Origin of the sequence: Leifsonia sp. NPDC080035, from assembly GCF_040050925.1 — a bacterium.
In the GTDB taxonomy this organism is placed as follows: Bacteria; Actinomycetota; Actinomycetes; order Actinomycetales; family Microbacteriaceae; genus Leifsonia.
This window is the reverse complement of the sequence record NZ_CP157390.1, coordinates 2,260,404-2,281,167: the sequence shown is the minus strand read 5'-3', so window position 1 is coordinate 2,281,167 and position 20,764 is coordinate 2,260,404. Positions and strand designations below refer to the sequence as shown.

The 20,764-nt window shown below is 70.4% G+C and carries 23 protein-coding genes; 7 read left to right on the top strand and 16 right to left on the bottom strand.

Translation table 11 applies throughout. From position 1 onward, the window contains the following. Window positions 1–10 precede the first annotated feature (10 nt). From AAME72_RS11200 to AAME72_RS11180, 5 genes are all read right to left on the bottom strand, one after another. Window positions 11–940, bottom strand: coding sequence for an AraC family transcriptional regulator (locus tag AAME72_RS11200; RefSeq protein WP_348786641.1), 930 nt, complete (start codon window positions 938–940; stop codon window positions 11–13). Window positions 941–1,043: 103 nt separating this feature from the next. Continuing rightward, on the bottom strand, window positions 1,044–1,406 hold the full coding sequence (locus AAME72_RS11195) for a hypothetical protein (protein ID WP_348786640.1): 363 nt from the start codon (window positions 1,404–1,406) through the stop codon (window positions 1,044–1,046). 35 nt (window positions 1,407–1,441) lie between these two features. Continuing rightward, the gene (locus AAME72_RS11190; protein WP_314149476.1) at window positions 1,442–1,711 is read right to left on the bottom strand and encodes a hypothetical protein; all 270 of its coding nucleotides are present in this window, start codon (window positions 1,709–1,711) and stop codon (window positions 1,442–1,444) included. A 47-nt stretch (window positions 1,712–1,758) separates the two neighbouring features. After that, complete coding sequence (locus AAME72_RS11185) at window positions 1,759–2,874, bottom strand: glutamate--cysteine ligase (protein ID WP_348786639.1); 1,116 nt, start codon at window positions 2,872–2,874, stop codon at window positions 1,759–1,761. 63 nt (window positions 2,875–2,937) lie between these two features. Next, window positions 2,938–3,444, bottom strand: coding sequence for a GNAT family N-acetyltransferase (locus AAME72_RS11180; RefSeq protein ID WP_348786638.1), 507 nt, complete (start codon window positions 3,442–3,444; stop codon window positions 2,938–2,940). A gap of 51 nt (window positions 3,445–3,495) precedes the next feature. Here AAME72_RS11180 and AAME72_RS11175 point away from each other — a divergent pair, with 51 nt between their 5' ends. Beyond that, a complete protein-coding gene (locus AAME72_RS11175) occupies window positions 3,496–4,275 on the top strand; it encodes a hypothetical protein (protein WP_348786637.1) in 780 nt (259 codons plus the stop codon). Here AAME72_RS11175 and AAME72_RS11170 read toward each other — a convergent pair. From AAME72_RS11170 to AAME72_RS11160, 3 genes are all read right to left on the bottom strand, one after another. Further along, window positions 4,262–4,681 carry a VOC family protein gene (locus AAME72_RS11170; RefSeq protein WP_348786636.1) on the bottom strand — a complete coding sequence of 140 codons (420 nt, stop codon included), beginning with the start codon at window positions 4,679–4,681 and terminating at the stop codon, window positions 4,262–4,264. The two genes, AAME72_RS11175 and AAME72_RS11170, sit on opposite strands and share 14 nt — an antisense overlap. Window positions 4,682–4,769: 88 nt before the next feature. Then, window positions 4,770–5,915: a cystathionine gamma-synthase gene (locus AAME72_RS11165; protein WP_348786635.1), complete on the bottom strand. Its 1,146-nt coding sequence runs from the start codon at window positions 5,913–5,915 to the stop codon at window positions 4,770–4,772. Window positions 5,916–5,962: 47 nt separating this feature from the next. Then, on the bottom strand, window positions 5,963–7,327 hold the full coding sequence (locus tag AAME72_RS11160; RefSeq protein ID WP_348786634.1) for a cystathionine beta-synthase: 1,365 nt from the start codon (window positions 7,325–7,327) through the stop codon (window positions 5,963–5,965). A gap of 80 nt (window positions 7,328–7,407) precedes the next feature. On the opposite strand from AAME72_RS11160, the gene AAME72_RS11155 reads away from it, so the two are divergent. Beyond that, on the top strand, window positions 7,408–8,076 hold the full coding sequence (locus tag AAME72_RS11155) for a metal-dependent transcriptional regulator (protein ID WP_348786633.1): 669 nt from the start codon (window positions 7,408–7,410) through the stop codon (window positions 8,074–8,076). A gap of 203 nt (window positions 8,077–8,279) precedes the next feature. Here the strand turns inward: AAME72_RS11155 and AAME72_RS11150 are convergent, their stop codons facing one another. Then, a complete protein-coding gene (locus AAME72_RS11150; protein WP_348786632.1) occupies window positions 8,280–9,524 on the bottom strand; it encodes an Nramp family divalent metal transporter in 1,245 nt (414 codons plus the stop codon). 143 nt (window positions 9,525–9,667) lie between these two features. Then, window positions 9,668–11,542 carry an ABC transporter ATP-binding protein gene (locus AAME72_RS11145; protein WP_348790119.1) on the bottom strand — a complete coding sequence of 625 codons (1,875 nt, stop codon included), beginning with the start codon at window positions 11,540–11,542 and terminating at the stop codon, window positions 9,668–9,670. A gap of 209 nt (window positions 11,543–11,751) precedes the next feature. On the opposite strand from AAME72_RS11145, the gene AAME72_RS11140 reads away from it, so the two are divergent. The 5 genes from AAME72_RS11140 (at window position 11,752) to AAME72_RS11120 (ending at window position 16,332) form a co-directional block, all read left to right on the top strand. Further along, window positions 11,752–13,038 (top strand): ABC transporter substrate-binding protein, encoded by a 1,287-nt coding sequence (locus AAME72_RS11140; protein WP_348786631.1) that lies wholly within the window; start codon window positions 11,752–11,754, stop codon window positions 13,036–13,038. A gap of 84 nt (window positions 13,039–13,122) precedes the next feature. After that, window positions 13,123–14,154: a sugar ABC transporter permease gene (locus tag AAME72_RS11135; RefSeq protein ID WP_348786630.1), complete on the top strand. Its 1,032-nt coding sequence runs from the start codon at window positions 13,123–13,125 to the stop codon at window positions 14,152–14,154. After that, entirely contained in the window at window positions 14,154–15,068 is a 915-nt protein-coding gene (locus AAME72_RS11130; RefSeq protein ID WP_348786629.1) for a carbohydrate ABC transporter permease, read from the top strand. The genes AAME72_RS11135 and AAME72_RS11130 overlap by 1 nt, the downstream gene beginning before the upstream one ends. Before the next feature lie 4 nt (window positions 15,069–15,072). Beyond that, entirely contained in the window at window positions 15,073–15,309 is a 237-nt protein-coding gene (locus AAME72_RS11125; RefSeq protein WP_348786628.1) for a hypothetical protein, read from the top strand. Window positions 15,310–15,321: 12 nt separating this feature from the next. After that, window positions 15,322–16,332: a LacI family DNA-binding transcriptional regulator gene (locus tag AAME72_RS11120; RefSeq protein ID WP_348786627.1), complete on the top strand. Its 1,011-nt coding sequence runs from the start codon at window positions 15,322–15,324 to the stop codon at window positions 16,330–16,332. Between the two features lie 365 nt (window positions 16,333–16,697). Here the strand turns inward: AAME72_RS11120 and AAME72_RS11115 are convergent, their stop codons facing one another. The 6 genes from AAME72_RS11115 to rplJ all read right to left on the bottom strand — a co-directional run bounded on the left by AAME72_RS11115 (window position 16,698) and on the right by rplJ (window position 20,704). Then, the gene (locus AAME72_RS11115; RefSeq protein ID WP_348786626.1) at window positions 16,698–17,936 is read right to left on the bottom strand and encodes an MFS transporter; all 1,239 of its coding nucleotides are present in this window, start codon (window positions 17,934–17,936) and stop codon (window positions 16,698–16,700) included. 63 nt (window positions 17,937–17,999) lie between these two features. Next, window positions 18,000–18,485, bottom strand: a complete 486-nt coding sequence (locus AAME72_RS11110; RefSeq protein ID WP_348786625.1) for a MarR family transcriptional regulator — start codon at window positions 18,483–18,485, stop codon at window positions 18,000–18,002. Window positions 18,486–18,517: 32 nt separating this feature from the next. Then, window positions 18,518–19,174 (bottom strand): class I SAM-dependent methyltransferase, encoded by a 657-nt coding sequence (locus AAME72_RS11105; RefSeq protein WP_348786624.1) that lies wholly within the window; start codon window positions 19,172–19,174, stop codon window positions 18,518–18,520. A gap of 184 nt (window positions 19,175–19,358) precedes the next feature. Further along, on the bottom strand, window positions 19,359–19,496 hold the full coding sequence (locus AAME72_RS11100) for a hypothetical protein (RefSeq protein WP_348786623.1): 138 nt from the start codon (window positions 19,494–19,496) through the stop codon (window positions 19,359–19,361). A gap of 249 nt (window positions 19,497–19,745) precedes the next feature. After that, window positions 19,746–20,135 carry a 50S ribosomal protein L7/L12 gene (gene rplL, locus AAME72_RS11095; RefSeq protein ID WP_185278456.1) on the bottom strand — a complete coding sequence of 130 codons (390 nt, stop codon included), beginning with the start codon at window positions 20,133–20,135 and terminating at the stop codon, window positions 19,746–19,748. 53 nt (window positions 20,136–20,188) lie between these two features. Beyond that, entirely contained in the window at window positions 20,189–20,704 is a 516-nt protein-coding gene (rplJ, locus tag AAME72_RS11090) for a 50S ribosomal protein L10 (protein ID WP_348786622.1), read from the bottom strand. Window positions 20,705–20,764: the final 60 nt, after the last annotated feature.

Sequence of the window (20,764 nt, the reverse complement as noted above, 5' to 3'; positions counted from 1 at the left end):
AGCCGCGGGGTCAGGCGGCGGGAGGCTCCTCCGGGCCATAGACGGCGTCGTACGCGCGCCGGAACCGGTCCGCGGAGGCGAAGCCCCAGCGGGCGGCGACGACCGCGTCCGTCTCGACCGGGCCGCGCATCCGGTCGGCGTGCGCCGCCGACAGCCGCGCCTGGCGGAGGTACGCGCCCGAGCTGGATCCGGTGTGGGCGCGGAACGCGGCGTCCAGCCCGAACAGGCTGGTCCCGGCTGCGGCGGCGAGATCAGCCGGCGTGATCGGCAGCGAGAGGTTGTCGTCCACGAACCGCATCGCGCGGCGGTGCACCTGCCTCTGCCCCTGCGCCGTCGTCGGCCGGTCCTCGCGCTGGCCTGTCAGCGGGAAGCACTCCAGCACGGCCAGGGCGACGGTGTGGAAGAGACCGGCGCGGACCATGCTGTTGTCGATCGTGCCCGACCGGACGAACTCGGCCGCCACCTGCGCCACCTGCTGCGCCCAGCGTCCCTTGTCGGGGCTCACCGGGCGAGGCGACGCGAACTCGGGGACGATCGCGTCGTCCGCGTAGACGACGCGCGCCACCTCCCCCAGCTTCTCGGCCGAGATGTAGATGTTGACGATGGAGAGGTCGCGGCCATGACCGAACAGGTCGTGGCCCGGACGGGAGAGGAACGGCATCCGGTACGACGAGTCCCGGTCGCCGTCGATCTCCCAGGCGTAGTCGCCGGAGAACACGGCCGACAGGGAGAACTGGTCGAACTCGCCGTCCGACTCCCAGCGGCCGCCGATGCGGTAGAGGCCGACGGACAGCTCATCGTCGCCGTCCTGCTTCACATCGAAGGTGAAGTCCGCTCCCGGGTCCCGGGAGAACGCGAATCGCCCGTTCGCCTCCCGCAGGAGGGCATCCGCTTCGGCGGGGTCGTTCGTGCGGCTCCGCACGCGCCTGAGGTCGTCCACATGCTCAACGCTACGCCGGCTTCCCCGGGAACCCGCCGGACGTCCGGCCGACGAGGATGAGCAAACCACCATCTCGGCTCTCTGCGGCGCTGAGCGGCGGGAGTCACGTGCAGGCCCACTCCCGCACGGCGTCGGAGGCCGGCACCGCTCGGCCGCGCTCCGGTCCGTTCGTGTCCACGCAGAGTTCGATGTCGTCGGCCCGGCTGCAGGCGCTCTCGTCGAGGGACTGGGTCGCGAAGTGCAGGGTCTCCGTCTCGCCCGGCCGCATCGGCCGATCACCGGTCCCGCAGTGCCATGTGATCGTGTGCGTCGTGTCGTTCATGACTGTTCTGTCGATGCCGCCCATCGTGATGCCGTCCCACCATGGGACCCACGCACCGGAGACGAAGAACAGCACCGCTGCGAGCACGGCGATGCCGCCGACGGCGGCGAGGACGCGTCGGCCGCCGCCAAAGCCTGAACGCATCCCCACACCCTAGCGGCGCAGCGCGAGCGGGACCCTCACAACCCGGCGTTCTCGGCGAGGACCTCCACCGCGATCCGCCAGTCGCGGGCCGGGGTCCCGTCGCCGGTCTCCTCCTCGCCGGGCAGGCGGGCGACGAAGGCGGGGAACAGCGCGCCCTCCTGGTGCGTCTCCTCGATCAGGCCCAGGTACTCGCCACCGAAGTACACCTCCCACGCCGCGGTCGCCGTCGGGCTGTACATGAGCGTCAGCGGCAGCGAGCCGTACGAGTAGACGGCGTGCTGGTGTGCGAGTTCCTTCCCCGTCATGTCCGCAGGATAGGCGCGATCCCTTCCGCGCGGAAGGGACTGTCGCCTCAGGCGACGAAACGGTCGTCGTCCTCCTCGCCGAGCTCGTGCGTCGCCGCCACAGCGGAGGCGACCACGTCCCGCATCCGGCCCCGGCGGGCGAACGCGGCGCGCTGCATCCCCGCGCCGCCGCCGGTCGCGAGGATGCGGGAGACGCCTTCGCGCACGCGCGCGAGGTCGCCGTTCGCCGCGAGCGCAGCGCCGGTGTGCGACACCAGCGCGTGCACCGCATCCGCCGCCGGCACCTCGCGGCCGGTCACGGGGTGGGGCAGGCTCCCGCTCGTTCCTGTGAGCGCCGCCTGCCACTCGGCGAGCCGCAGCGCCGCGGACGGGACGGGCAGGGGCGCGATCCCCGCGCGCCACTCGGCGACCGCGGTGTCGACGAGCCCGCGCACGAGGGCGGCGAGCACCACCGTGTCCCTGGCGTCGAGGCAGACGTCCGCGACGCGCACCTCGACCGTCGGCTGCTTGTGCGAGAGCCGGGCGTCCAGGTAGAGCATCCCCTTGTCCAGAATAACCCCGGTGTCCACCAGCAACCGCTCGAACCGGTCGTAGGCCTCCACGGAGCCGAACAGGTCGGTCGGGCCCGCGCTCTGCCACTGGTGCCACGCGACGAACCGGTAACTGGCGTGGCCGGTGTCGGCACCACCGAAGAACGGCGAGTTCACGCTCAGCGCCAGCAGCACCGGCAGCCAGTTGCGGATGCGGTCGAGGATGGCGACGCCCTCCTCCCGCGACTCGATGGCGACGTGGACGTGGCATCCGCACACCAGCGTGCCACGGGCGGTGAGTCCGTAGCGCTCCAGCATCTTCGCGTAGCGCGGGTCCTCCGTCACGTGCGGCCGCAGCCGCATCGGGGACATGGCCACCGCGGCCGCGCGGGCGCCGTGCGGCCGCGCCAGGGCGTCGGCGAGCTGTCGGCCCGCGACGATGTCGGCGAGGATGAGGTCGTTGTCCGTGTGCGGGCGCGTCTGGGTCTCGATCATCTCCTGCTGGATCTCGGCGCTGAGGCGCGCCCCGGCCTCGCCGTCCGGCCGGTCGGCGAGCGCGAGCGGCGCCACCGGGGTCGCAAGCCCGCGCGAATCCACGAGGAGAAGCTCCTCCTCCACCCCCAAGGTCCTCACGAGACCACTATCCGTGCCGGCGCGCCCTCCGGCAATACCCCGTGTGCGGCTTGGCGCACGCTGTCAGCGGACGCGGCGCGCCAGCACCTGGCCCGGCCAGTCCCCGACCGTGAACGTCTCGGTCCGCTCGTAGCCGCAGGACTCGTAGAACCGGACGAGGTCGCCGGACGCGCCCGCGTAGCAGTCGACGCGCAGCAGCCCGACGCCCGCCGCCTCCGCCTGCTCGTCGGCGAAGCGCAGCAGGGCGCGTCCGACGCCCTTCCCGCGCGGGTCGCGGGAGCCGATCAGCACCCGCACATACAGCTCCGGCTCGTCGGCGGGCCACACGTAGTCGGTCGGCTCGCCGAGCACGAGGAAGCCGACGGGCCCGGCCTCGGGATGCTCGGCGATCCACGCGCCCGGTTCCGCCACCCAGCCCTCCACCCTGCTCACCTGCTTCGGTTGCGCCGACAACGGCTCGGTGCCCCACTGGCGGGTGTTGCCGATGGTGGCGAACCAGGCGATGGCGTCGTCGAAGAGGCGGAGCACGTGCGCCGCGTCGGAGGGGCCGGCCGGCCGGATGCTCGTCATCCCCCGATCTTCCCGCATCCGCGGCCGGACGCGACGGCTAGACTCCGCACCATGCCGCCCCTAGCCGACCTGCTCTCGGCCGCCCTGCACGGTGACCGTGCCGCGCTCGAGACCGCACTCGCCGCCGACAGCCGTCTGCCGGGGCCGCGGGCGAACCTGGAGCTCGCGCACCGGTTCGCCGACGTCGCGGCCGCCCGTCCCGCCGAGGACAGGGATGCGCTTCTCGCGCTCCTGACGGACTGGCTCGCCTCGCCGCCGCGCTTCTCCGGCGCCGTGCCGGAGGGCGCGGCCGAGTTCCTGCCCGCGACCGCGGCACTCGCCGCCGGCGCGATCGGCGAGGTCCCGCTGCTCGACGTCGCGGCAGCCGACCCGCGCTGGCGGGTGCGGGAGCTGGCGGCGACCGGGATGCAGCGCGTCCTGGCGGCGGACTGGCGCGCCGGGGTGCCGGCCGTGCGCGCGTGGCTGCGCTCGGGCGACCCGTTGCGCGTGCGCGCTGCCGTCGCTGCGGTCGCGGAGCCGCCGCTCTTGAAGGACCCTGCACAGGCCGCCGAGGCGTGCGGGATCGTGGAGGACGCCGCCGACCTGTTGCTGGCGGTCCCGGCGGAGCACCGCCGCGACGACGACGTGCGCGTGCTGCGGCAGGCGCTCGGCTACGCCGTCAGCGTCGTCGCCGCCGCGCATCCCGACGCCGGCATCCCGGTGCTCGAGCGCCTTGCCACCTCCTCCGACGCGGACGCCAGGTGGATCGCGAAGCAGAACCTCTCGAAGGCCAGGATCTCCCGCTTCGCCGACCGGCTGGCCGTCGCGCGGGACGCTGTCAGCCGAGCGTGAGCGTGCCGTCCTCCGCGAGGGCCCAGCCGGGGTTGTACGCGACCTCCCAGACGTGGCCGTCGAGGTCGGCGAAGTAGCCCGAGTAGCCGCCCCAGAACACCCGCTCCGCCGGCTTGAGGATGCGCGCGCCCGCGGCTTCCGCCTGCGCGAGCACCGCATCCACGTCGGCCTCGGTGCGCTGGTTGCAGGCCAGGGTGATGCCGCTGAACCGACCGTCGATCTCCAGGCGCGCATCCTCGGCGAGGTCGTCGCGGCCGAACAGCGCGAACGCCATGCCCGGCAGCTGATAGAAGACGACCCCGTCCGGGGCGTCGGCCGGTGCCCAGCCGAGCCCGTCCTCGTAGAACGCGCGCGCCCGCGCGAGATCCGAAACCCCCAACGTCACCAGCGACAGCCTCTGCTCCACCCACCCGACCTTAGCCGTCGAATACGCAGAAGATCAGCCCGAAACCGTCGAGTACGCAGAGAATCCGCGTACTCGGCGGGTGCTCCGCTCAGCGGGCGAGGGCCTGCTCCACGTCGGCGAGGAGGTCCGCCGCGTCCTCGATGCCGACCGAGAGCCGGATGATGTTGTCCGGCACCTCGAGCTCCGTGCCGCGCACCGACGCGTGCGTCATCTCGGCCGGGTAGCCGATCAGCGACTCGACGCCGCCGAGCGACTCGGCCAGCTGGAACACCTCGGTGGACTCCGCGAACCGCCGGGCCGCGGCCGCGCCCCCGCTCAGCGCGACCGACAGCATCCCGCCGAACCCGCTCATCTGCTTCACCGCGAGCTCGTGGCCGGGGTGGCCGGGCAGTCCCGGGTAGTACACGGCGTCGATGCCGGCGTGGCCCACCAGTGCCTCGGCGATCGCCTGCGCGTTCGCGCTGTGCCGCTGCATCCGCACGTCCAGGGTCTTGATGCCGCGCACGGTGAGCCACGCGTCCATCGGCGCCGACACGGCACCGGCCGCGAACTGGATGAACTGCACCTTCTCCGCCAGCTCCTCGTCCGCGAAGACCAGGGCGCCGCCGATGACGTCGGAGTGGCCGCCGAGGTACTTCGTGGTCGAGTGGACGACCACGTCCGCCCCGAACGACAGCGGCTGCTGCAGGGCGGGCGACGCGAAGGTGTTGTCGACGACGACGAGGGCTCCCGCAGCGTGGCCCAGCTCGACCAGGGCCGCGAGGTCGCTGATCTTCATCAGCGGGTTGCTGGGCGTCTCGATCCAGAGCACGCGGGTGCGATCGCCGGCCAGCGCGGTGCGCACGGCATCCAGATCGGTGAGGTCGACCGTCGTGTTGCGCACATCCCACGCGCCGTGGATGCGGTTGATCAGGCGGTGGGTGCCGCCGTACACGTCGTTGCCGAGCACCACGTGGTCGCCCGGGCGCAGCACGGCGCGCAGCAGCGCGTCCTCCGCCGCCAGACCGGACGCGAACGAGAGGCCGCGCACGCCGCCCTCGAGCGAGGCGAGCAGGGTCTCCAGCGACGTCCGGGTCGGGTTGCCCGCCCGCCCGTACTCGTAGCCGCCGCGGAGGCCGCCGACGCCGTCCTGCACGAACGTCGAGGTCTGGTAGATGGGCGGGATGATGGCGCCGGTCGTCGGGTCGAACTCCTGGCCGACGTGGATGGCGCGGGTGGCGAAACCGTGGGTCATTGCTGTCTTCCTGCGTGGGGGTGTGCGTGTGGGTGTGTGCGGCGGGGCTATTCGCTGAGGTAGGTGAGGAGGTCCTGGCGGGTGAGCACCGCGACGGGCTTGCCGTCCTCGGTCACCATCAGAGCGCTCGAGACGGCGAGCGCGGAGCGTGCCGCCGTGACGGACTCGTTGACGCCGATCAGCGGCAGCGGCTCGCCGAGGTGCGCGCCGACGGGGTCGCTCATCTTCGCGCGGCCGCTGAACACGGCGTCGACGAGCGACGCCTCGTCCAGCGCGCCCGCCACCTCGCCCATGACGACCGGCGGCTCCGCGGTCAGCACCGGCAGCTGCGAGACGCCGTACGTGTTCATGATCTCGATCGCGTCGTGCACCGTCTCGCTGGGATGCGTGTGGACCAGGTCGGGCAGGTCACCGCGCTTGGTGCGCACGATGTCGTGCACCGTCGCCTCGTCAGGGACCTCGCTGAAGCCGTAGGAGCGCATCCACTTGTCGTTGAAGATCTTCGCCAGGTAGCCGCGGCCGCCGTCCGGCAGCAGCACGACAACGACGTCGTCCGGGCCGAGGTCCTTCGCGGCGCGCAGTGCGGCGACGACCGCCATCCCGCTGGAACCGCCGACGAGGATGCCCTCCTCACGCGCCAGCCGCCGTGTCATGTGGAACGACTCGGCGTCGGTGACGGGGATGACCTCGTCCACCACGCTCGGGTCGTATGCGCCCGGCCAGAAGTCCTCTCCGACGCCCTCGACCAGGTACGGGCGGCCGGTGCCGCCGGAGTAGACCGAGCCCTCGGGGTCTGCGCCGACGATGCGCACCCGGCCCTCCGAGATCTCCTTGAGGTAGCGGCCGGTGCCCGAGATCGTGCCGCCGGTGCCGACGCCGGCGACGAAGTGGGTGATCCGGCCGTCCGTGTCGCGCCAGATCTCCGGACCGGTGGTCTCGTAGTGGCTGCGCGGCCCGTTCGGGTTGAAGTACTGATTGGGCTTGAACGCCCCGGGGATCTCCGCGGCCAGCCGGTCGGACACCGAGTAGTAGGAGTCGGGATGGTCGGGCGCCACGGACGTCGGTGTCACGACGATCTCCGCGCCATAGGCGGTGAGGACGTTGCGCTTGTCCTCGCCCACCTTGTCCGGGAGCACGAACACGCACCGGTAGCCGCGCTGCTGGGCGACGAGCGCGAGGCCCACGCCGGTGTTGCCGCTGGTTGGTTCCACGATGGTCCCGCCGGGCTTCAGCAGCCCCTCCTGCTCCGCGGCGTCGATGATGCGGGAGGCGATGCGGTCCTTCGACGATCCGCCGGGGTTCAGGTACTCGAGTTTGACGAGCACCGTCGCCGCGATCCCGTCGGTCAGCCGGTTGAGCTTCACGAGCGGGGTGTCGCCGACCAAGTCGATGATGGTCTCTGCGTACTTCACGGGCTCCACCGTAACAGGAGGGCTGCGGCAGGCGGCCACTGTTACCTCCGCGCATCCGCGCCCCGCCTAGAATCGCTTGCATGCCCGTGTCCGACCTCTCGCCCGTGGCCCAGGACTATCTGAAGATCATCTGGTCCGCCACGGAGTGGGCGGGCGATCCGGTCACCGTCAAACAGCTGTCCGAGCGGATGGGCGTGCGGGCTGCGACCGTCTCGGACGGCATCCGCCGGCTCGCCGACCAGGGTCTGCTGGTGCACGAGCCGTACGGCGGGATCGAGCTGACCGAGGCGGGCCGACGCGGCGCCGTCGCGATGGTGCGCAGGCACCGGCTCATCGAGACGTTCCTGGTGGAGGAGCTCGGCTACGGCTGGGACGAGGTGCACGACGAGGCCGAGGTGCTCGAGCACGCGGTGTCCGACGAGCTGGTCGACCGGATCGACCGCCGGCTCGGCTACCCGGCGCGCGACCCGCACGGCGACCCGATCCCGACCGCGGACGGGACACCGCGGCGCCCGGAGGCGGTCCCGCTGCTCTCCGCCGAGACCGGGGTGCCGCTCACGGTCGTGCGCATCTCCGACGCCGATCCCGCGGTGCTGCGCTACCTCGGCGAGCGCGGCGTCGGCCTGGATGCGCTGGTCACCGTCGACGAGCACCGCGAGTTCGCCGGCGACGTGACGGTCCGCATCGGCGGCGAGCCGCTGGTGCTCGGCGCGACGGCCGCGTCCGCCGTCTGGGTCGCCGCACCCTGACCCTCGGCCCGCCGCGCCTCCCGCCCCACTTCGCCCCTCTCGGCAGGGGCCGGCGGCCCCGGCGGAAGCGGCAGGAGCGGCGGGACCGGCGGGCGCGGCGCGGCCATCGAGTGGCGCCTTGTTGTCACCATTCGCCGCGAGAAGCGACAACAACCTGCCACTCGGCGGGACCGGTGCCGGAGGGACCGGCGCGGGAGCGCGGGTCAGGCGGCGCCGGTGACGGTGAGGACCACCAGGGCGAGGTTCAGGAGCACCACGAGGCCGGCAACGGCGCCGCCCGCGATGCGAACCCACACCGCGTCCGCGCGCTCGCCCATCACCGCTCGCGAACCGGTGAGGCGCAGCAGCGGGATCATCGCGAACGGGATGCCCAGGCTCAGGAACACCTGCGACAGCACCAGCGCCCAGGTCGGGTCGGCCCCGAGCGCGAGGATGACGATGGCCGGGATGAGCGTGACCACCCGCCGGGCGAGCAGCGGGATCCGCACGCGCAGCAGGCCGCCCATGATCGTCGCGCCCGCGTAGCTGCCGACGGAGGTCGATGCGAGGCCGGAGGCGAGCAGCCCGATCGCGAAGATCGCCGCGATCACCGGCCCGAGGGCGTTTCCGATGGCGGCGTGCGCGCCCTCGATGGTGTCGGTCCCCGCCACGCCGGCGAGCGAGGACGCGGCCAGCAGCAGCATGGCGACGTTCACCGCGCCGGCGAGGATGAGCGCGAGGAGCACATCCAGCCGGGTCGCGCGCAGCAGCGTGCGCACGCGGCCGGTGTCCTCGCTCGCGCCGTGCCGGTCGCGGGCGAGCGCCGAGTGGAGGTAGATCGCGTGCGGCATGACGGTGGCGCCGAGCATGCTCGCCGCGAGCAGCACGGTCGGCGCGCCGTCGAAGCGCGGGACCAGTCCGCCCGCCGCGGCGCCCCAGTCCACCGGGCTGACGAACAGCCCGGCCAGGAAGCCGACCGCGATGACGCCGAGCAGCGTGCAGATCACCACCTCGAACGGCCGCTGCCCGTGCCGGGACTGCACGGCGAGGATGCCGATCGCCGCGACCCCGACGATGAGGCCGCCGAGCGGCAACGGCAGGCCGAACAGCAGGTTGAGCGCGATCGCGCCGCCGATCACCTCGGCGATGTCGGTCGCCGCCGCAACCAGTTCGGCCTGTGCCCAGTACGCGCGACGTGCGGCGTTGCCCAGTCGCGATCCCAGCAGCTCGGGCAGGCTCCGCCCGGTGACGATCCCCAGCTTCGCCGACTGGTACTGCACGAAGACGGCGATCGCGTTGGCCGCCACCAGCACCCAGACCAGCAGGTAGCCGTAGCGCGCGCCCGCGGTCAGGTTGGCCGCGACGTTGCCCGGGTCGACGTAGGCGATGGCGGCGACGAACGCCGGCCCGAGGAGGAGCAGGAGGCGCAGCGGGGCGCGTGTCGGCCGGTCGGTTAGCTCCAGCGCCATCCTCGCCCCCCCTCACTAGATTGTTAGGCCAGCCTAACACCGGGACGCGGCGCGCGACTGCCCCGTTCGGTACGTGTGCCCGTGCTCGAGCATCCCCGGAACGTCCCGAACGACCCCAGTCGCCGATGCACCCGGCGACGGCGCTACGCCTCCGGCGCGAGCGCCCCCTCGGTCTGCTCGCGGTAGAGGCGCGAGTACACGCCGCCGAGCTCCAGCAGCTCCCTGTGCGTGCCCCGCTCCACGACCTGTCCGTGGTCGATGACGAAGATGACGTCCGCCGCCACGATGGTGGAGAGCCGGTGCGCGATCGCGATCGTCGTGCGGCCGCGGGATGCGGTGTCCAGCGCCTGCTGCACCACCCGCTCCGAGATCGTGTCGAGGGCGCTCGTCGCCTCGTCGAGGATGAGCACCTCGGGGTCCTTCAGCAGCACGCGCGCGATCGCGATCCGCTGCTTCTCGCCGCCGGAGAGCCGGTAGCCGCGCTCGCCGACCACGGTCGCGTAGCCGTCGGGGAAGCCGACGATCGTCTCGTGGATGTTCGCCCGCTTCGCCGCCGTCTCCAGCTGCTCCTGGGTAGCGTCCGGCCGCGCGTAGCGCAGGTTCTCCGCGATCGTGGCGTGGAAGAGGTACGTCTCCTGGCTCACGACGCCGATGTGCGAGACCAGCGAGTCCTGCTGCAGGCTGCGGATGTCCGCGTCCCCGAACAGGATGCGGCCGCCGGTCGCGTCGTAGAACCGCGGGATGAGGTACGAGACCGTGGTCTTTCCCGCGCCGCTCGGCCCGACGAACGCCGCGAACTCCCCCGGCTCGATCACGAAGGAGACGTCGTCGAGCGTGTTGCGCTCGCCCGGCCGCGCGTCCGGGTACCGGAACACGACGTGGTCGAACTCGATGCGGCCGAGGCCGGCGCCCTCGTCGACGGGCACCGCGTCCGGCGTGTCGGCGATCGCCGGCTTCAGGTCCAGGTACTCGAAGATCCGGGCGAACAGCGCGCCGGAGGTCTGCAGGTCGAGCGCGACGCGCATCAGGGCGAGCAGCGGGAACAGCAGCCGGGCCTGCACCGTCGTGAAGGCGACGATCGTGCCGGCGGTGATATCGTGCGCGCCCCCGAGCACGAGCCAGCCGGAGACCAGGTAGACGATGGCGGGGATGGACGACAGGAAGATGTTGACCATCGCGAAGAACCACTGGCCGCTCATCGCCTGGGAGACCTGCAGCCGGATCTGGTTGCGGTTCTCGTCCGAGTAGCGCTCCACCTCGGCCGCCTGCCGGTTGAAGCTCTTCGAGAGCAGGATGCCGGACACGCTCAGCGTCTCCTGCGTGATCGCCGTCATGTCCGAGAGCGACTCCTGCGTCTTCGTGGCGATCCGCGCGCGGACCTGGCCGACGCGCCGCTGCGCGATCACCAGGATCGGCATCAGGATGACCGCGACGATCGTCAGTTGCCAGTTCAGCAGCAGCATCGCGACGAGCGCGGCGATCACGGTGACGGTGTTGCCGAGGATGCTCGACATCGTGTTGGTCAGCACGCTCGCGACGCCGCCGACGTCGTTCTGCAGCCGCGACTGGATGATGCCGGTCTTGGTCTTGGTGAAGAAGCTCAGCTCCATCGACTGCAGGTGCGAGAAGAGCCGGACCCGGAGCGCCCCCATCACCTTGTTGCCGACCGTCGCCGTCAGGTAGGTCTGCCAGACGCCGAGCAGCGCGGAGCCGACGAACACCACGATCATCAGCACGACGATCTCGATCAGCACCGGCATGTCCGGGGTGCCGCTCTTCGGGAACAGGCCGTCGTCGAAGGCGCGCTGGGTGAGCAGCGGCGGCACGACGGAGAGCGCGGCCCCGACCAGGACCAGCACCATCGTCACGATGATCGCCATCCGGTGCGGTGCGAACAGGGCCACGATCCGGCGGAACAGGTGCGGGATCCTCGGCGCCGTCGCGTTCAGCGCCTTCTGCGCCTCCGCATCGCCGCCGCTGACGCGCGAGCGCATCCCGCCTCCGCCCATGCCGCGCATCCCACTCACACCCGAAAGCCTAACTCCGCGCGCCGACGCCGCCTGCTGCACCCCGCCTGTCCCCCGCTCGCGGGCAGACGCGCCGTGACCAAACCGCAATGCGCGCGCATGCAAGCGCTTGACGTAAACGCTTGCATCGCACGCGAAGGCGGGGGTACGGTGTCGACGGGCGCGCCCGCGCCTGCACCAAGAGCTCAACGAGGAGTGAAATGAAAGCAGCACGTCTCTCCGTGATCGCCGGTGTGGCCCTGGTTGGCCTTGCACTGGCGGGATGTACCGGCGGCGGATCCGGAGGCAGCGGGGGCGGGGACGCCAACGCGAACCTCACCGGCAAGGGTCCGATCACCTACGTGCAGGGCAAGGACAACTCGAACGTCGTCCGTCCGCTCATCGAGAAGTGGAACGCGGCCCACCCGAACGAGAAGGTCACCTTCAAGGAGCAGACCGACCAGGCCGACCAGCAGCACGACGACCTCGTGCAGCACTTCCAGGCGAAGGACTCGAACTACGACGTCGTGGACGTCGACGTCGTCTGGACCGGTGAGTTCGCCGCGAAGGGCTGGCTCCAGCCGCTGAAGGGCGACTTCAAGATGGACAACTCGGCCCTGCTGGCGCCGACCGTCAAGTCGGGAACCTACAACGGGACGCAGTACGCGGCCCCGCAGACCTCCGACGGCGGCATCCTCTACTACCGCAAGGACCTGGTCCCCACCCCGCCGAAGACGTGGGATGACATGCTCAAGGACTGCGACATCGCCAAGGCGAAGGGCATCGGCTGCTACGCCGGGCAGTTCGCCCAGTACGAGGGTCTGACGGTGAACGTGGCGGAGGCCATCAACACCAACGGCGGCACCATCGTCGGCGACGACGGCAAGACCGTCACCGTCGACAGCTCCGAGGCCAAGGCAGGTTTGACCCGCCTGGTGGACGGCTTCAAGAACGGGCAGATCCCGGCCGAGGCCATCACCTACCAGGAGGAGCAGGGCCGTCAGGCGTTCGAGGCCGGCAAGCTGATGTTCCTGCGCAACTGGCCCTACGTGTACAACCTGGCCAAGACCGACGGCTCGTCCACGGTCAAGAACACCTTCGGCATCGCGCCGCTTCCCGGCATCACCGCCGACAAGCCCGGCGTCTCGAGCCTGGGCGGTCACAACGCGGCGATCAGCGTGTACTCGAAGCACAAGGCCACCGCGTTCGAATTCCTGAAGTTCCTCCAGAGCGAGGAGACCCAGAAGTTCTTCGTGACGCAGGGCTCGCTGGCCCCTGTCCTCTCGTCGCTGTACGACGACGCGGGCCTGAACCAGCAGCTGCCGTACCTGTCCACCCTGAAGACGTCGATCGAGAACGCGGTGCCGCGTCCCGTCTCGCCGTTCTACCCGGCCATCACCAAGGCCGTTCAGGACAACTCGTACGCCGCGCTGAAGGGCGACAAGTCCGTCGACCAGGCGCTGAAGGACATGGCGTCGGCCATCAAGACCGCCAGCTCCGGGCAGTAACGCCCTGACGCGGTCGCCGGGCGGCGGGACCCTTCCCGCCGCCCGGTCCCCATACCCCACAGCTTTCCCTCCCGGAGGCAGCACATGTCAACGTCGAACGTCGTCGCCCCCTCATCAACCAAGAACAGGCCGCCCGAGCAGCGCGCCGGAGTCAAGCACAACCGCCGCCAGCAGAGCCGCTGGGCCTTCTACCTGATCATCCCCACGCTGATCCTGCTCGCCGTCGTCATCGGCTACCCGATCGTCAGCGCCGTGGTGATGTCGTTCCAGAAGGATGCGGGCCTCGACCCCGCCACCGGCCTGTTCGTGCAGGGCGGCTTCGCCGGATTCCAGAACTACGCCCACTGGCTGTTCCAGCAGTGCGCCGGCCCGAACGGCGAGACCATCGCCTGCCCGCCCGGCAACCTCGGCTCCACTTTTTGGAGCGCCGTCGGGGTCACCTTCTTCTTCACGGTCACCACCGTCGTCCTGGAGACCGTGCTCGGACTCTGGTTCGCGCTCATCATGAACCGCGCGTTCCGCGGCCGCGGCTTCGTCCGCGCGGCCATCCTGATCCCGTGGGCGATCCCCACCGCCGTCACCGCGAAGCTGTGGTTCTTCATCTTCTCGGTCGCCGGTGTCGCCAACGCCATCCTGAACACCCACATCCTGTGGACGAGCGACGAATGGGCGTCCCGGTTCGCGGTCATCATCGCCGACACCTGGAAGACGACGCCGTTCATGGCGCTGCTCATCCTGGCCGGCCTCCAGATCATCCCGGAGGACGTCTACGAGGCGGCGAAGATGGACGGCGCCAGCACGTGGCAGCGCTTCTGGCGCGTGACCATGCCGCTGCTGAAGCCGGCCCTGATGGTCGCCGTCCTGTTCCGCGTCCTCGACGCGCTCCGCATCTACGACCTGCCGCAGATCCTGACCGGCGGCGGCGGAGGCACGGGCCATGCGACCACGACGCTGTCCATTCTGGTGGTGGATCAGATCAGGCAGGGCTTCAACAGCGCCGCTGCCCTCTCCACCATCACGTTCATCCTCATCTTCCTGGTCGCCTTCATCTTCGTGCGGTTCCTCGGCACGAACGTCGTGCGAACACAGGAGACGCAAGCGAAGGGAGCCAAGTGATGACCACCGTCGCCGGGCCCGCGTCGGCCACCGCGGAGGCGAACGCCCTCCCCCGCACGCGCACCAAGAACCGCACCAGGTCGCGCAACCGCAACCAGAGCATCCGCACCATCGTCCAGGCGATCGTCATCGTGCTCTGGTGCCTGCTGCCGTTCTACTGGATGGTCGTCACGTCGTTCCGCGACGTCGGCTACACCAACGACAACACGCCGTGGTTCACCCACGTGACGCTGGACAACTACGTGACGGCGCTGTCGACCAACCTCGGCAACCACCTCGGCCAGGCGCTGCTGAACTCGCTGTTCATCGGCGTCTGCGTCACGGCGATCTCGCTCGTGGTCGGCATCTTCGCCTCGTACGCGCTCGCGCGCCTCGAGTTCAAGTTCAAGGGCATCATCCTGGGGATCATCCTGGCCGCCTCGATGTTCCCCGGCGTCGCGCTCATCACCCCGCTGTTCCAGCTGTTCACGAACATCGGCTGGATGGGCACCTACCAGGCGCTGATCATCCCGGAGATCTCGTTCGCGCTCCCGCTGACGGTCTACACGCTCGTCTCCTTCTTCCGCGAGATGCCGTGGGACCTGGAGGAGGCGGCGCGGATCGACGGCTGCACCCAGGCGCAGGCGTTCCGGAAGATCATCCTGCCGCTAGCGGCGCCCGCCGTGTTCACGACCGCGATCCTCGCGTTCATCTCCTCGTGGAACGAGTTCCTGATCTCCAGCCAGCTGTCGAGCGATGCGACGCAGCCGGTCACGGTGGCCATCGCCTCGTTCACCGGCAGCCAGCCGCACCAGGAGCCGTACACGGCCGTCATGGCGGCCGGTACGATCGTGACCGTGCCGCTGATCATCCTGGTGCTCATCTTCCAGCGCCGGATCGTCGCAGGCCTGACCGCAGGTGGAGTGAAGGGCTGAACGGATGCGCTGGAACGATCCGCTGGAACTGGTCGATGTCGGTCTCGGCTTCGTGGGGTTCTTCGGTGTCGCGTTCCTGATCATCACGGCGGCCTGCGAGCTGACCGGGCAGCCGGCCCTCGGCTGGGCGCTCACGACGCTCGCGCTCGTGCTGGCCTTCATCGCGCTCTGGCAGGCGCGCCGTCGCATCCTGGCGGCGCGCCTCCGGGCGGAGGAGGCCAGGCTCGGGCAGGACTCCTGACCGGGGACCGCGATGGCAGGAATCGAGGAGGTCGCGCGCGCGACCGGGGTCTCCACGGCCACCGTGTCGCGAGCGCTGCGGGGGCTCCCCAACGTGTCGGACAAGACGCGGGCCGCCGTGCGCCGCGCCGCGGACGAGCTGGGCTACGTCGCGTCGTCGAGCGCGTCCGGCCTCGCCAGCGGCCGGACGCTCGCGCTCGGCGTCGTCGTCCCCTCGGTGAGCCGCTGGTTCTACACGCAGGTGCTGGAGGGTGTCGACGCCGAGCTGCGCTCGGCCAGCTACGACATGATCCTGTTCAACCTGGGCGGCCACCGCGGCGACCGTGAGCGGGTGTTCCACCGCAGCATCCTGCGCAAACGCACGGATGCGCTGCTCGCGCTCTGCCTGGACTTCACCGCGGAGGAGCGCGAGCAGCTGGCGACGCTCGGTCACCCGACGATCGTCGTCGGCGGCCCGGTCAAGGGTCTGCGCAGCATCGGGATCGACGAGAAGTCGACCGCGCGCACGGCGACCGAGCACCTCATCTCGCTCGGTCACACCGAGATCGCGCACCTGGGCGGCGAGGACGAGGAGGGGCTGAACAGCAACGTCCCCGTCGGCCGGCTCCGCGGGTTCGAGCAGGCGATGCGGACGGCGCACCTGCCGGTGCGGCCGGAGTGGGTCATCCCCGGCGGGTTCTCGCTCCCGGAGGGCCGCGCGGCGGTCAACCGGTTGCTCGACCGTCCGGGGCCGCGCCCGACGGCGATCTTCGCCGGCTCGGACGAGATGGCGTTCGGCGCCATCCTCGCCGCGGGCGACCACCGCCTGCGGGTGCCGGAGGACCTCTCGGTCATCGGCATCGACGACCACGACTACGCGGAGTGCTTCGGCCTCACGACGATGGCGCAGAGCCCGTTCGAGCAGGGAGCGCTCGCCACGCGCATCCTGCTCGACGAGCTCGGAGGAGCGGAGCCGAGTACGCGCTCGGTTCGGGCGGACGCGCGGCTGGTGGTCCGCAGGTCGACGGCGGCGCCGTCGCGCTGACGACGCTGAGACCGGGAACGCAAGACGCACTGTGCACGACGCGCCCGGGATGACGTGGAGGGTGGACGAAATGACGTGTCAATCGGTGTTGTGAACGTGAACACGCGATTCGTCTGAAATAATGTCATTGCTGGCCGTTGGCCGATCGCGCCTTTCGGGTAGGCACGATCGCGTGCCGACGGTCGGCCCGTCCCCAACTCCTAGAAGGTGACGGGAAGAGCCGCCCTGCCTAGGAACGGGGCGGCTCTTCGCATTGCGCGGCGTTCCCGCCATCGCTTCCGGAGTTCTTCACGCAACACGCCGTGCGGAGGCGGGAAGAACTCCGGAACCGACAGCGGGGTCGATCCGGGCGCGGGTCGAGCGACTCAGTCGGCGTCGGCGACGGCCAGGACCTCCGCCTCCTGCTGCTGCGTCTCCTGCGGCGCGTCCACGCGCTTGAGGTGCTTGTGGCCGACCATCACGAGTGCCACGGCGATGAGCACCGAGATCGCGCCGGCATAGAACGGCGTCGCCGGGCTGATGGTGTCGGCGAGCAGCGTCGCGGCGGGCGGGGCGATCGCGCCGCCGAGGAACCGGACGCCGGAGTAGGCGCTCGACGCGACCGAGCGCGGCAGGTCGGTGGCCTCCATCACGCACTCCGTGAGCACGGTGTTCAGGATGCCGAGGAGCAGACCGCCGACGATCACGCAGACGATCAGCGCGACCAGCGACGAGCTGAACAGGCCGGCCGCGGCCAGGTCGATGGCCAGCAGCGGCATGACCAGCCACAGCACCCGGGTGCGCGGCAGCCGCGCCGTCAGCAGCGGGGCGACCCACACCGAGGTGACCGCCAGCGCCACGCCCCAGCCGAAGAAGATCAGGCCGAGCGTGATCGCGTCCTCGACTCCCAGCGGCACCAGCGCGAACGGCGTGTACGCCAGCAGCACGAAGAAGCCGATGTTGTAGAACAGCGCGGCGCCCGCGAGGAAGCCGAGCGCAGGACGGCCGAGCGCCCGGAACGGGGCGGAGAGCTTCGTCGGCGTCGGCTTCTCCGGCGTCTTCTTGAGCATCGAGACGATGGCGATGAAGCCGATCGCCATCAGGGTCGCCGTCCCGAAGAACGGTCCGCGCCAGCTCCAGCTGCCGAGCAGTCCACCGAGCAGCGGGCCGATCGCGATGCCGAGTCCGAGCGCCGCCTCGTACAGGATGATCGCCGCCGACGTTCCGCCCGACGCCGCGCCCACGATGGTGGCGAGCGCGGTGGAGATGAAGAGCGCATTCCCGAGGCCCCAGCCGGCGCGGAAACCGATGATCGACTCCACGTTCTGCGACAGGCCGGCCGCGAGCGCGAACAGCACGATCAGCGCGAGGCCGATCAGCAGCGTCTTCTTCGCGCCGATGCGGCTGGAGATCCAGCTGGTGAAGAACATCGCGGCGCCGGTGATCAGGAGGTAGCTCGTGAAGAGCATCTCCGTCTGGGTCGGCGTCGCCTGCAGGCTCTTGGCGATGGCGGGGAGGATCGGGTCGACGAGGCCGATGCCCATGAAGGCGATGACCGACGCGAAGGCGACGGCCCAGACGGCGGTGGGCTGCTTGAGGATGTTGTCCGGTTTCTCGTGGGACATGGAAGGACTGAGGCTCCTGAAGGTTCGGTGGAAAGGGTACGGAAGGGTGAGCGCCGGGGCCGGTCAGCGACCGGAGAGGGCCGCGGAGGCGGCGGCCGACAGGTCGGCACGCGAGGCGATGACCTGCACGGTGAGGCTCATCGCCGCGAGCTCCTCCTCTGTGATGTCGGCGAACATCGGGACGAGCGCGTCCGCGAGCGTGTCGCGCCAGTTCTGCAGCGCGTCAGCGCCCCTGGGGGTGAGGGCGATCTGCCAGGCGCGCGCGTCATCCGTGTCGGCGATGCGCTTCACCCACTCGGAGTCGACGAGGTTGCGGACGATCTTGGTCATCGTCGGCTGCGAGACGCGGCTCTGGGTGGCGAGCTCGCCGAGGCGCATCGGGCCGGCGCTCTGCAGCACGCTGAGCGTCCGCCAGGTGGCGGGCGACTCGGTGCTGCCGGTGACGCGTGCCGCGATGCGGGTCAGCCGGTGGCTCGCGACGACGAGGTCGCCGAGGGTCTGCCGGAGGGCGGCGGTGTCTGCTTCTGTGGTGATGAGGGTCTCGGGCACGGCGACAATTTTATATAGCTCGCCTATATAAATCAAGTGGCGTCGCGAATGGAGAGCAGGAACGCCTGCCGCGACTTCTCCGGCGCCTCCGGCTCGCGCAGCAGCTCGGCGGTCGGCGTGAATCCTGCCGCCCGGAGCCGTTCCCGCACTCGGGCAGGATGCTGGCGCCTGGTCCGCAGGTCGATGTCGTGGCCGTACGCGCGAGTGAGGTGCACGACGTCCTCGTCCGCCCGCTCGCTCACCTGGAACGCCAGCAGCAGCCGGCCGCCCGGGCGCACGACCCGCGCGAACTCGGCGAACAGGGCCGGTTGACCCTCCTGCGGCGTGTGGATGATCGAGTACCAGGCGAGCGCTCCCGCGAGCGCCCCGTCCGCGTACGGCAGTTCCGCCATCGCGCCCACCTCGAACGGGATGCCCGGGTGCTCCGCCCGCGCCACGTCCACCATCCCGGCGGAGAGGTCGAGCCCGCGCACGTCCACCCCGAGCCCGGCCAGGTGCGCGGCGATCCGGCCGGGTCCGCAACCGAGATCGGCGACCGGTCCGCCGCCCGAGCGCTCGACCTGCTCGGCGAACGCGGCGAGCATCGCCCGCTCCAACGGCTTCTCCGCGAGCTCGTCGCGCAGCAGGTCGGCGTAGTCGGCGGCGACGAGGTCGTAGGCCGTGCGGGTGGCGTCGAGGTCGGCGGTCATCCGGTCAGTGTATGGCCGTCGGTTCGTACGGAGTTCTCGCACGACGCGCCGGGCGGATGTCCGTTCGAACGGTTTCCCCGCCGCAGGCGGCCCGAATCTCCGGAATTCATCGCACGAGCAGAGAGTGGACGCGGACGCGCGAAGCGCCCCCGGCCGTGGCCGAGGGCGCTTCGTGGTGTCGGGTCTACCGCAGGTACCTGTCGTAGAGCAGGGTCCTGCGGTACAGATCCGGCGGGTGGGCGCCGCTGTCGCGGTCGTCCCCGTGCAGGAGCGCGGACCCGAGTCCGCGCAGCGTGGAGGCGTAGCGCCGCCATCTGTTCATCGTGGTTCTTCCTTACGGTTGTGCGTCCTTGCACACCGATGCACGCGAGCAGGCGCGATCGGACGCGGGTGGATGGGTGAGCATCCGCGCCCGTACGTCTTAAACGCACGGAGGGCGTCGCCCCGTAGCGGGGGCGACGCCCTCCACAACGCGGACACTCTCTTGCGAGGAGTCCGCGTCGCGCACGTGTCTTACGACACGAAGACGAGCCTGTCAGCCTGTCGTAGAAGAGCCCCGATGGGGCGCTTACTACTTGAGGGTGATGGTGGCGCCAGCCTCTTCGAGCTGGGCCTTCGCCTTCTCAGCGGTCTCCTTGTTGGCGCCCTCGAGCACGGTGCTCGGCGCGCCGTCAACGAGGGCCTTCGCCTCACCGAGGCCGAGGCTGGTGAGGGCGCGCACCTCCTTGATGACCTGGATCTTCTTGTCACCGGCGGCCTCGAGGACGACGTCGAACGAGTCCTTCTCCTCGACCTCTTCGGCAGCGGCACCAGCGCCACCGGCGGCCGGGGCGGCCACGGCGACGGGGGCGGCGGCGGTGACCTCGAAGGTCTCCTCGAACTTCTTCACGAACTCGCTGAGCTCGATGAGGGTCAGCTCCTTGAACGCGTCAAGCAGCTCGTCAGTCGACAGCTTTGCCATTGTTCTCTCCTTAGTTTCTGTGGTTACTCACCGCTGGCAGGATCCGTGACGGATCAGGCAGCGGACTCCTGCTTCTCACGCAGCGCGTCGACCGTGCGAACGGCCTGCGACAGCGGTGCGTTGAACAGATATGCGGCTCCGAACAGCGAGGCCTTGAAGGCGCCGGCCAGCTTGGCCAGCAGTACCTCACGGGACTCGAGGTCGGCGAGCTTGCCTACCTCTTCTGCGGTCAGGGCGTTACCGTCGAAGTAACCGCCCTTGACCACCAGCAGAGGGTTTGCCTTGGCGAAGTCACGCAGCGACTTCGCGACGGCGACAGGGTCACCGTGCACGAAGGCGATCGCGGACGGCCCAACGAGCTCCTCGTCGAACGACGAGATTCCCTTGTTGTTGGCCGCGATCTTGGTCAGCGTGTTCTTCACCACGGCGTACGTCGCGTGCTCACGGATGGATGAGCGCAGCTCCTTGAGCTGCGACACCGTGAGACCGCGGTACTCGGTCAGCAGAACGGCGGTCGAGCTGTCGAACAGATTCTCCAGCTCGGCAACCGTGGCTTCCTTGTTCGCCATGGCCTACTCCTCAATCTTCTTCGTCGCACACCGCGGGAGCGATGTGCGCCTCGACCGCGG